This is a genomic window from Rhodococcus sp. 2G (assembly GCF_001886355.1).
GTDB lineage: Bacteria > Actinomycetota > Actinomycetes > Mycobacteriales > Mycobacteriaceae > Rhodococcus > Rhodococcus pyridinivorans.
This window is the reverse complement of sequence record NZ_CP018063.1, coordinates 1,947,804-1,958,879: the sequence shown is the minus strand read 5'-3', so window position 1 is coordinate 1,958,879 and position 11,076 is coordinate 1,947,804. Positions and strand designations below refer to the sequence as shown.

The 11,076-nt window shown below is 72.7% G+C and carries 11 protein-coding genes; 6 read left to right on the top strand and 5 right to left on the bottom strand.

Annotated elements, in window-relative coordinates; all coding sequences use genetic code 11:
- The first annotated feature begins 57 nt into the window (after nucleotides 1-57).
- The gene (locus BO226_RS09220) at nucleotides 58-645 is read left to right on the top strand and encodes a hypothetical protein (RefSeq protein ID WP_033098325.1); all 588 of its coding nucleotides are present in this window, start codon (nucleotides 58-60) and stop codon (nucleotides 643-645) included.
- 24 nt (nucleotides 646-669) lie between these two features.
- Here the strand turns inward: BO226_RS09220 and BO226_RS09215 are convergent, their stop codons facing one another.
- Entirely contained in the window at nucleotides 670-1,011 is a 342-nt protein-coding gene (locus BO226_RS09215; RefSeq protein WP_006554803.1) for a hypothetical protein, read from the bottom strand.
- 233 nt (nucleotides 1,012-1,244) lie between these two features.
- Here BO226_RS09215 and BO226_RS09210 point away from each other — a divergent pair, with 233 nt between their 5' ends.
- The 5 genes from BO226_RS09210 to BO226_RS09190 all read left to right on the top strand — a co-directional run bounded on the left by BO226_RS09210 (nucleotide 1,245) and on the right by BO226_RS09190 (nucleotide 6,306).
- A complete protein-coding gene (locus BO226_RS09210; RefSeq protein ID WP_006554802.1) occupies nucleotides 1,245-1,583 on the top strand; it encodes an RNA polymerase-binding protein RbpA in 339 nt (112 codons plus the stop codon).
- 259 nt (nucleotides 1,584-1,842) lie between these two features.
- On the top strand, nucleotides 1,843-2,223 hold the full coding sequence (locus BO226_RS09205) for a chorismate mutase (RefSeq protein WP_019289573.1): 381 nt from the start codon (nucleotides 1,843-1,845) through the stop codon (nucleotides 2,221-2,223).
- An 8-nt stretch (nucleotides 2,224-2,231) separates the two neighbouring features.
- Nucleotides 2,232-4,403 carry an aminodeoxychorismate synthase component I gene (gene pabB / locus BO226_RS09200; RefSeq protein ID WP_071935064.1) on the top strand — a complete coding sequence of 724 codons (2,172 nt, stop codon included), beginning with the start codon at nucleotides 2,232-2,234 and terminating at the stop codon, nucleotides 4,401-4,403.
- On the top strand, nucleotides 4,400-5,314 hold the full coding sequence (locus BO226_RS09195; RefSeq protein ID WP_071935063.1) for a prephenate dehydrogenase: 915 nt from the start codon (nucleotides 4,400-4,402) through the stop codon (nucleotides 5,312-5,314). Before pabB ends, BO226_RS09195 begins: the two co-directional genes overlap by 4 nt.
- On the top strand, nucleotides 5,311-6,306 hold the full coding sequence (locus BO226_RS09190) for an AurF N-oxygenase family protein (protein ID WP_024101058.1): 996 nt from the start codon (nucleotides 5,311-5,313) through the stop codon (nucleotides 6,304-6,306). Before BO226_RS09195 ends, BO226_RS09190 begins: the two co-directional genes overlap by 4 nt.
- Nucleotides 6,307-6,420: 114 nt before the next feature.
- Here the strand turns inward: BO226_RS09190 and BO226_RS09185 are convergent, their stop codons facing one another.
- From BO226_RS09185 to BO226_RS09170, 4 genes are read right to left on the bottom strand one after another with little or no spacing between them, the layout of a single operon-like run.
- The gene (locus BO226_RS09185) at nucleotides 6,421-7,197 is read right to left on the bottom strand and encodes a polyprenol monophosphomannose synthase (RefSeq protein WP_064255682.1); all 777 of its coding nucleotides are present in this window, start codon (nucleotides 7,195-7,197) and stop codon (nucleotides 6,421-6,423) included.
- Nucleotides 7,197-8,825, bottom strand: a complete 1,629-nt coding sequence (gene lnt / locus BO226_RS09180) for an apolipoprotein N-acyltransferase (RefSeq protein ID WP_071936398.1) — start codon at nucleotides 8,823-8,825, stop codon at nucleotides 7,197-7,199. Before lnt ends, BO226_RS09185 begins: the two co-directional genes overlap by 1 nt.
- Nucleotides 8,822-10,432, bottom strand: a complete 1,611-nt coding sequence (locus BO226_RS09175) for an amidohydrolase (RefSeq protein ID WP_071935062.1) — start codon at nucleotides 10,430-10,432, stop codon at nucleotides 8,822-8,824. Before BO226_RS09175 ends, lnt begins: the two co-directional genes overlap by 4 nt.
- An 18-nt stretch (nucleotides 10,433-10,450) precedes the next feature.
- Nucleotides 10,451-10,993 (bottom strand): FxsA family protein, encoded by a 543-nt coding sequence (locus BO226_RS09170; RefSeq protein WP_064255680.1) that lies wholly within the window; start codon nucleotides 10,991-10,993, stop codon nucleotides 10,451-10,453.
- Nucleotides 10,994-11,076 lie beyond the last annotated feature (83 nt).

Below are 11,076 nucleotides of genomic sequence, written 5' to 3'. Positions count from 1 at the left end.
GGATCGCGACCGGATCGTCTCGTCCCGCCCGCTCGACCCGATTCGAAGGAGCCCGAGATGTTGCGTCGCCGATCCGCCCCGCTCGTCACCGCCCTGCTCGCCGCGGCCCTGCTCGCGGCCCCCGCCCAGGCCGCCGCCGACACCGCCCCGCCGGGGGTGCCGCTCGATCAGCTGCGCGCGGAGGTCGCCGACTCCCCCGAGACCCTCGCCGCGCTCGAGCGGCTCGTCGCCGACTCCGGCTCGGCGGATCCGTTCGCGCCGCCACCGAAGAACATCCCGCAGCCGTTCTCGTCACCCGCACCGACCGTCGGTCCGGGCTGCGGCGGCGGTTTCGTGCCGTTCGCGATGACCACCGCGTGGGTGCATCCCGGCCCGCACGGTCAGGTGCCGTTCGGGTCGATCGAGGTGATCGTCGAACCCACCGCCGGTGCGCCGGTGACCGCCTCGGACCTGAAGTTCGTGTGGATCAACATGGAGAACATCCGGGCCGGGGTCGCCACCCTCGACAACAACGGCGGCGGATTGCAGTCCACAGTGATCGACAGCGGTCCCGGTGCGGTGCTCGGCGCCCTGTTCGGCTCGCTGCAGTACGCCAACGGTGCGTTCTGCCAGGTGATCTACACCATGGGTGGCTTCTTCGCCTGAGCCCGCGCTCCCCGATCGGGGCGGTCAACGCAGTCGTTCGGCGTCGCGGGCCAGATCGAGCAGCTCCGCGCACAGGGCGGTCAGCTCGTCGGCCGCGGCGCCCTCGGCGACCGCGGTGGCGACGTCCTCGGCGGCGCAGCGCGCCCGGAACGCGCGGTCGGCGAGTGCCTCGACCTCGCCGGCGGTGAGCACCACCGAATCCTCGGGCAGTCCGGCGCGGCGGGCGCTGCTGCGCTGCTCGTAGGCGCGTTGCCGACACGACTGGCGGCAGTAGCGGCGTCGCCGCCCGGTGCCGATCTCCGGTACCGGGCGCCCGCACCACAGGCACGTGCTCGCTCGGGTGTCACGTCCGGTCACGAGCGTCACTGTACTGCCCACCTGCACCCCCCGGCGGGGCGGCGGGAACCCCGGACGCACGGGCCGGTGCGGGCACCGTGCGCGCGGCGGTGCGGCGGGTCGGTAGACTGGTCCCTCGGCTCCTCGGTGGGCCGCGGGAACGGAATCGGCTCCGCAGACGTTGAGCACAGTGGACGTCGAGCCCGGTGTCGATGTCGCACGGCATCGACACCCGGGCGGAGCACACAAGGAAGGACACCACCATGGCAGATCGTGTACTGCGAGGCAGCCGACTCGGGGCGGTGAGCTACGAAACCGACCGCGACCACGATCTGGCGCCGCGGCGAATCGCGCGCTACCGCTGCGACAACGGCGAGGAATACGACGTGCCGTTCGCGGACGACGCGGAGATCCCCGGCACCTGGATCTGCAAGAACGGCCTCGAGGGCACCCTGGTCGAGGGCGCCGCACCGGAGCCGAAGAAGGTCAAGCCGCCGCGCACCCACTGGGACATGCTGCTCGAGCGTCGCTCCGTCGAGGAACTCGAGGACCTGCTCAAGGAGCGCCTGGACCTGCTCAAGGCCAAGCGCCGCGGCGCCTGACACCCGCGCCGCCGAACACGTACGTGTGCCGCCCCGGACGATCGTCCGGGGCGGCACACGTCGTTACGGACCCCGCAAGCGCAGCCCGACGGGACGGTGGTTCCGCGAATTCGATTGCGGCCCCGCCACGAATCGATCAATCGTCGATATCGGCCGGACGGTGCGTGCAATCATGATCGCACGCCGATCGATCATGATCGGCACGCCCGATCCACGACCTTCGCGCCGGTGCTCCGGCGGGTCGCTTGCAAGGGGGTGAATGTCCGTGACCGACCGTCACCACACTGCGGCGGACGCGCCGTCGACACAGGCCGCCGCCGATTTGGCCGACCTGCGTGCCGAACTCGACGACATCGACCGGACCCTGCTCGACGGGATCCGCGCCCGCCTCGAGGTGTGCGGACGCGTCGCCGAACTCAAGCAACGCCACGGCCTCGACGTGCTGCAACCCGGCCGCATGGAGGTCGTGCACCGCCGCGCCCAGGACTACGCGCACCGGCACGGCCTGTCCGGCGACTTCGTGCGCTCGCTGTACACTCTGCTCATCGACGAGGCATGCCGGGTCGAGGACCGCATCGTCTCCGGCGGCGCCCCCGCGGACCGGGTCGGCTCCGGTCGCCGCGGCGACGGCACGAACTGAGGCCCGTCGTGTCCGCGCCCCGACCGATCCGCACGGTGTTGATCGACAACTACGACTCGTTCACCTACAACCTCTACGACCTGATCACCCGCGTCAACGGCATCCCGCCGCGGGTGCTCACCAACGATCGCAGCTGGGACGAGCTCGTCGCCGAACCGTTCGACAACATCGTCATCTCCCCCGGCCCGGGCCGACCCGACCGGGCCAGGGACTTCGGGATCAGCGCCCGCGCCCTCACCGACGCCGAAGTGCCGCTGCTCGGGGTGTGCCTGGGCCATCAAGGGCTGTGCCAGCTGTTCGGCAGCGCCGTGATCACCGCCCCCGAACCGGTGCACGGCCGCACCAGCCCGATCCTGCACGACGGCACCGGCCTGTTCGCCGGGCTGCCGTCGCCCTTCGAGGCGGTGCGCTACCACTCGCTGATCGCCGACCCCGTCCCCGACGAGCTCGTCGCCACCGCCCACACCCCGGACGGGTTGCTCATGGCCGTCGCGCACCGGCACCGGCCGCTGTGGGGGGTGCAGTTCCATCCCGAATCGATCGGCACCGCCCACGGCGCGCAACTGCTCGCCAACTTCCGCGACGCCACCCCGCCGCGCAGCCCGATCACCGTCACCGCCCCCGCCGATCCGGAACCGGTACCCGAACCGGCCCCGCGCTATCTGCTGGCCAGCCGCCGGCTGCCGCTGCACCCCGACCCGTCCGCCGTCTACGAGGCGCTCTTCGCCGCCGGCCCGCACGGTTTCTGGCTCGACGGCAGCGCCGCGCTGGAACCGCAGTCGCGGTTCACCGTCCTCGGCAACGGCGCCGGACCCCGTGCCGACTACCTGACCTACCGGGTCGGGGAGGGCATCGTGCGCGAACACCGCGCCGACGGCACCGTCGAGGAACACCGCCGACCCGTCTTCGACCATCTCACCGCCCGCCTCGCGGAGCGCCGCGTCGCCGCCCGCGACGACCTGCCGTTCGGGTTCGCGCTCGGCTACGTCGGGTATCTCGGCTACGAACTCAAGGCCGACGCCGGCGCGCAGCTCGTGCACACCTCCCCCTACGCCGACGCCGCGCTGGTCTTCGCCGACCGGGCGGTCGTCGTCGACCACGACGACCGCTGCTGCTATCTGCTGGCCCTGACCGAGGACACCGACGATCCCGAGACGCTCGCCTGGTTCGACGCGACCGCCGCGATCGTCGCGGCGCTGCCCGAACCGGTGACCGACGAGCAGATCCCGGTGCCGCTGATCGGCGCGGACGGTGGCCCGCAGCTGCGGCTGCGGCACTCCCCGCAGCGCTATCTCGATCTGATCGCCCAGTGCCAGAACGAGATTCGCAGCGGCGAGACCTACGAGGTGTGTCTGACGAACACCGTCACCGTCGACGGCGGCATCGACCCGCTGAGCACCTACCGGGTGCTGCGCCGCATCAGCCCCACCCCCTACAGTGCGCTGCTCGACTTCCCCGAGGTCGCGGTGCTCAGCGCCTCCCCGGAACGGTTCCTGCGGATCGACGCCGACGGCACCGTCGAATCGAAACCGATCAAGGGCACCCGCCCGCGCGGCCGCACCCCCGGCGAGGACGCGGCGCTGCGGGACGGACTGCACGCCAGCGAGAAGGACCGCTCCGAGAACCTGATGATCGTCGATCTGGTGCGCAACGACCTGTCGCGGGTGTGCGTGCCCGGCTCGGTGCACGTGCCGGCACTGTTCGCGGTGGAAACCTATGCGGCGGTGCATCAGCTGGTGTCCACGGTGCGCGGCACGCTGCGTCCGGACGTCTCGGCGGTGGACTGTGTGCGCGCCGCCTTCCCCGGCGGATCGATGACCGGTGCCCCGAAGCTGCGCACCATGGAGATCATCGACAAGCTCGAGGACGGCCCCCGCGGGGTGTACTCCGGGGCCATCGGATATCTGTCGCCGACCGGCGCCGCCGACCTGTCGGTGGTCATCCGCACCCTCGTCGCCACCGCCCACGAGGTCACCTTCGGGATCGGGGGGGCCATCGTGGCGCTGTCCGATCCGGACGACGAACTCGACGAGACCCTCGTCAAATCCGTGGTGATGCGCCGCTGCCTCGCCGCGGCCCGCGACACCACCCCGACCGACGGGACCGATGCGATCGGCTCCGCGGACCCGGACGATCTCGTCGACGGGCCACCGGTGCTCCCGGGGCGGGCCGGGCCGTGACCACGCCCGGCCGGGTGATCGTCGCCGGCGGATGCGGCGCCGTCGGCGCCTTGCTCACCGCGGCGTTGCGCGAGGCCGGCCGTCAGGTGCTCGTCGTCGACCCCGCCGCCGCCCCGGCTGCACCCGGGATGCTGCGCGCCGATCTGACCGCCCCCGACACCCGCCTCGCCGCGGCACTCGACGGCGCCGACATCGTGGTCCTCGCCGTCCCCGACGTCGTCGCCGGTGCCGCCCTGCCGGTGCTCGCGCGGCTGCTGCCCCCGCACACCCTGCTGGTGGAGACCCTGTCGGTGAAGACCCCGATCGCCGCGGCGCTGCACACCTACCGGCCCGGCGCCCCCACGCTCGGCATCAACCCGATGTTCGCCCCCGACCTCGGATTGCCCGGCCGGCCCGTGCTGACGGTGCGCCACCACGACGCACCGGTGGCGGCCGAATTCGTCGCGGCGCTGCGCGACTGGGGTGCCACCGTGGTCGAGACCACCGCCGACGAACACGACCGGATCACCGCCGCCGTGCAGGTGCTCACCCACGCCGCGATCCTCGCGTTCGGTATCGCCCTCGACCGGCTCGACGTGCCGGATGCCGCCGCGCGGGTCGCCGCGCCCCCGCACACCGTGCTGCGCGCGCTGCTCGCCCGCGTCTCCGGTGGCACCGCCGAGGTCTACCACGACATCCAGCTCACCAACCCGTACGCCGCCACCGCCCGCCGCGCCCTCGCCGGCGCGGTCGCCGATCTCGACGCCGCCACCGACGCCCTACCCGACTTCGCGGCGCTGCTCGACCGGGCCCGCGCCGCGCTCGGCGACGGGCAACCCGCCGCCGCGCAGCTGTGCGGGCAGCTGTTCGCGGCACTGCCCCGCGATCCGGGCGCGGTCGGCGGTCCGAGCGAGGAAAGGAGCCGGACATGAACGAATCCGACATCCCCGGCCCGCAGCTGCGCGCGCCGGAACTCCCGCAGTACGACCCGTCCGATCCGGCGGAGAGCGCGGTGATCGCCGGGCTGACCCGCTCGTGGCCGCGCCGCGCCGCCGTCAAGAAACCCGAGGTCGACCTCGACGCGCTGTTCGAGGCGGACCGCGCCGACTATCCCGAGCAGATGCTGCCCTTCGCCGAGCATCCGCGTTATCTCGCGCTCGACGAACAACAACAGGCGCGGCTGCGGGCCTGGGCGTGGATCGCCTACAACAAGAGCGTCGTCGACATCGAACAGCACGTCGTCAACCCCGGCTTCGCGTTGATCACCGAGGACGCCTTCGGTATCGGCCCGTCCGACACGGTGGTCACCGGGGTGCTCCAGGCGATGGTCGACGAGCAGTACCACACCCTCATGCACCAGCAGGCCAACGTGCTCACCCGCCGCCGCCGCGGCTGGGCGCTGAAGGAGTCGGTGCTGCCGCCGTGCCCGACCGTGCGCGAGCATCGCGCCGCGGTCGCGCACGCCGAGACCCCGCGGGACGCGGCGCTGGTGCAGCTGGCGTTCACCACCGTCGCAGAGACTTCGATCAGCGCCTATCTGGCGTTGCTCACCACCGACCCGGAGCTGCAACCGGTCAACCGCGCGACGGTGGCGGTGCACCGCCGCGACGAGCTGTGCCACGCCTCGCTGGCCGGTGAGCTGCTCACCGCGGTCCTCACCGAACTCGACGACACAGATCGGGTGCGGCTGCTCGACGCGCTCGGCACCGCGGTCGCGGCGTTCACCGGCTCCGACACCTCCACCTGGGCGGCGATCATCGCGCGCGAGAACATCCCCGGCGGCGACGAGTTGGTCGCCGACACCATCGCCGTGACCGAGGGCCGGCCGGTGGTGCAGGACTGCAGCGCCATCCGCCGGCTGTGCGCGGGACTGGGGCTCGGGGAGGAACTCGACGCCCGATGGCCGTGGCCGCGCAGCGCCTAGCGCCTCGGCCGCGCAGCGCCTAGCGCCTCGGCCGCACAGCGCCTAGCGCCTCGGCCGCACAGCGCCTAGCGCCTCGGCCGCACAGCGCCTGGTATCCCGGCCGCGCGGGCCGAGTCAGCGGCCCAGCAGTGCCCGCAACCGCGCGAGACGGCTGCGCAGCCCCCACACGGTGACCCGCACGAGGGCCTCCTGCACGATGTTGCCGTTCATCTTCGACTCGCCGATTTCCCGTTCGGTGAACGTGATGGGCACCTCGGCGACGGTGAATCCGGCCTGCAGGGTGCGCCACGCCAGATCGACCTGGAAGCAGTAGCCGTGCGAGGCGATCGCGTCGAGGTCGAGCTTCTCGAGCACCTCACGGCGGTAGGCGCGGTAGCCGCCGGTGATGTCCTGGATCGACACCCCCAGCGCGAGACGCGAGTAGATGTTGCCGCCGCGGGAGAGCACCTCGCGGTGCCACGGCCAGTTCACCACCGTGCCGCCGGGCACGTACCGGGAACCGAGCACCAGATCAGCGCCGGCGTCGACCTTCTCCAGCAGCAGGTGCAACTGCTCGGGGGCGTGGCTGCCGTCGGCGTCCATCTCCACGAGCACCGTGTAGTCGTGCTCGAGCCCCCACCGGAAACCGGCGATGTAGGCGGCACCGAGACCGTTCTTCTCGGTGCGGTGCAGCACCGCGATGCGCTCGTCGGCGGCGGCGAGGTCGTCGGCGAGGTCACCGGTGCCGTCGGGACTGCCGTCGTCGACGACGAGGACATGGGTGTGCGGCAGCGCAGCGTGCAGCCGCGTGATGATCCGACCGAGGTTCTCCCGCTCGTTGTAGGTCGGAATGATCACCAGGGTGCGGGCGCTGGGTGCGCTGTCGTTCCCGGCCGGCGTCGCCGCTGCCATCAGAGGTCCTCCTTGTCGAACCGGCCACCGGCCGGTGCTCCTGCTGCGCCGGTGCTGGTGCGAGCTGCCGCACCGGCCTTCTCCCGCCGTCCTCGCACCAGGACGAAACCGGCGGCGGCCACGGCCGCGGCGCAGAGCACAAGCTCCGGCGCCACTCCGAGCCGACTAGCCAGCGTAACGTCTGCGCGCACGGGCACCTGCGCCACCAGGGCATCGGGCACGAACAACGGTGTGCTCTGCTGCACCCGACCGGCCGGATCGACGATCGCGCTGACCCCGCTGGTCGCCGCGACGATCACGGCCCGGCCGTGCTCGACGGCCCGCACCCGCGACATCGCCAGCTGCTGGTAGGTCATCTCGGTGTCGCCGAAGGTGGCGTTGTTCGTCGGCACCGCCAGCAGCTGCGCGCCGGCGTCGATCGAGTCGCGGAACGCCCGGTCGAAGGCCACCTCGTAGCAGGTCGCCACCCCGATGTCGATGCCGCCGGCGGTGACCATGCCGTCGCCGTCGCCGGGCACGAAATGGCCGGCGCGGTCGGCGTACTCGGAGAACAACCGGAAGAACGACCGCCACGGCAGGTATTCGCCGAACGGCTGGATGATCTTCTTGTCGTGCCGCTCCCCCGGACCGGTCTGCGCGTCCCACACGATCACCGAATTGGTGGTGGTGCGGTCGTCGTTGACGAGCACCGCCCCGACGAGGATCGGCGCGTCGATCGCGGCGGACGCGGCGGAGATGTCGCGTGCGGCATCGGCGTTGCGCAGCGGGTCGATATCGGAGGCGTTCTCCGGCCAGATCACCACATCCGGGGCCGGGGCCCGTCCGGCGGCGACGTCCTCGGCGAGGACGAGGGTGCGGGCGACATGATTGTCGAGCACCGCCTTGCGTTGGGCGTTGAAGTCCAGGCCCAGGCGCGGCACACTGCCCTGGATCGCCGCGACCGTCACCGTCGACGAATCGTCGGTGGTGGTGCGCACCAGCGGCCACGCCGCCGCGGCGAGCAGCGGACCGAGCAGCGTCACCGCGACCGGCACCGTCCAGGCCCGCACGGGGCGGGGACGGCGGGAGGCGGTCAGGGCGAGGGCGGCGAGCCCGGCGCCGGTCGCGGCCACGGCGAACGACACCAGCGGGGCGCCGCCGACGACGGCGAGGGAGACGAACCCACCGTCGGGTTGGCCGAACGCCAGCCGACCCCACGGGAACCCGCCGAACGGGACGCTCGAGCGCAACCATTCGGTCAGGCTCCACGCCGCCGCGATCCACAACGGCGCGACCGGTAGCGACCGCAGGTGCACCACCAGCGCCCCGAACAGGCCGACGAAGACCGCCTCGGCGGCGGCGAGCGCCAACCACGGCAACGGCCCGACATAGACGCCGATCCAGGGCAGTAGCGGCACCAGGAATCCGAGGCCGGCGAGATAGCCGTAGCCGAACCCGGCGCGTCGCCGCAGCGGTACTGCAGTCGATACACCGACCAGGAGCGCGATCCCGACGGGGGCGAGGAACCACAGCGGACGCGGCGGGAACGACGCGAACAGCAACACTCCCGCGACGACGGCCAGCAACGCGCGCAGCGCGACGACACGCACCGCCCGCACGGTGACCGTCGCCAAGGGCCGGCCGGTCACCGCGCGTACACGACCCGGCCGCGGTGCACACTGCGCACCAGCACCGGATCGGCGGTGCCCGGGCCGAGATCCGGCAGCGGCGCCACCCGCGACCGCGGATCCGTCGACCATCGCTGCACCGAATCCTTCGGGGCGCTGACCACCAGCTCCCCGACCTCCCAGATCGCATACGACGCCGGCGCACCCGGATCGAGGGTGCCGGCCAGACCGTCACGCACCCCACCGGCACGCCACGCCCCGCGGGTCGCGGCGGCGAACGCCGCCCGAGGCGAGATCCCGCTGCCCTCGGTGCGGTGGTGCACCGCCGCCCGCAGCATCGGCCACGGCCGCGGCGCCGTCACCGGCGCATCCGAGCCGAACGCCAACGCCAGCCCGGTCGCTGCCAGCGGCGCGAACGCGTTCAACGCCGCGGCGCGGTCGGCGCCGAGCCGCTGCGCGTACATCCCGTCCGCCCCGCCCCACAGGGCGTCGAAGCTCGGCTGCATGCTCGCGATCACCCCGTACCGCGACAACACCTCCGCCTGCGCGACCGTCAACGACTCGACGTGCTCGAGCCGATGCCCGCGCGCGGCGAGCGCCGGTCCGCCGACCTCCGCGGCGACCGCCTCGAAGGCCGCGACCGCGGCGGTGGTCGCCGCGTCACCGATGACGTGGAAACCGGCCTGAATGCCCGCCGAGGTGCACGCGCGCACGTGCGCGGTCAGCTCGTCCTCGGTCAGATAGCGGGTGCCGCAGCAGTCCGGCAGATCGTCGTACGGGCGGGCCAGCGCGGCGGTGTGCGAACCGATCGACCCGTCGACGAACAGATCCCCGCCCAGGGCATCGGCGCCGGTCTCGGCGAGCAGCTCCGCGGCTTCCTCGCCGGTGCGCACCGCCTGACCCCAGTAGCCGCGCACCTGCACCGGATGGTCGGTGCCGAGCAGTTCGGTGAAGTCGTCGAGCCCGGAGATGTCGGGGCCGGCGCATTCGTGCACCGCGACGTAACCGTGCGCGGCGAAATCGTCGAGGGCCGCCAGGCGGGCGCGGGCACGCTGCGCGGCGGTCAGCCCGCGGCGGGCGGCGCCGCGCACCGCATGATGCGCCGCGGCGGTCAGCGGCTGCTGCGGATCGAAGCCGGCCAGCTCGTCGAGGGGTTGGGCGACGGCCCGCAACGCGCTCGACGCCGCCGCCGAATGCGCATCGATCCGGCCGAGATAGACGAGCCGGGCCGGGGCGGCGGCATCGAGGTCGGCGGTGGTCGGTGGCGTCGGGTCGGGCCAGCGGGTCTCGTCCCAGCCGTGCCCCCAGATCACCGCGTCGTCGTGCGCATCGGCGTGCGCGCGGACCCGGCGCAATGCGTCGTCGCGGTCGACGGCGTCGGTCAGATCCAGCCCGGTCAACGCCAGGCCGTGGCTGGTGGTGTGCACGTGGGTGTCGACGAAACCGGGGGCGACGAACGCGCCGTGCAGATCGACGATCTCGGCGTCCGGGTGCAGGGCGCGGCCGGGCCGGTCCTGCCCGACCCACACGACCGTGCCGTCGGTGACGGCCATCGCGGTGGCATCGGGGGCGCTGGCGCTGTAGATGCGGCCGCCGACGAGAAGCTGGGTGTGCGGTGCAGGGCTCACGAGTGCCCAGTCTGCCCGTTACCGCTCCTCGTGGCGGCGCGGGGTCTCCACGATCTCCCCTTCGAGCACGGTGCCACGGTCGTCGACCTGCTCGGTCACCGGCGGACCACCGGTCAGGTGCGGGGCACCGCCGACGACACTGTGATCGACGACCTGCCCGTCGACCACCACCAGCCGCTGCGCGGAGAACCCGGCGGCGCGGGCCCGCCGCGCGACCAGCGTGCGCACCGCCGGACGCAGCGCGGCGCGGGACGGCAGCAACAGCAGCACCCCGAGCACGGTGCTGACGATGCCGGGAATCAGCACCAGGGCCGCGCCGGCGCCGATGAGCGCGCCGTCGGTGAGCACCCGCTCCGGAGAATTCGCGTGCGGTGCCCGGCCGCCGCGCAGCTCACCGAGGTTGCGCAGCGCGCGGCGACCCAGGGCGGCGAGCACGAGATAACCGGCGGCGCTGACACCGAGGAAGATCAACACGGTGGCCAGGGCTCCGAGGGTGGAGCCGAGCCAGGCCAGCACCGCGATCTCCGCCACGACGTAGAGCACGAACAACAACGGGTACACGGCGGGACTTCCTTCCGTCGGCGGTTTCTGTCCGGTCAACGAACGGGCCACCGGTTTTGCTCCCGCACCCGACCCGCGGATGC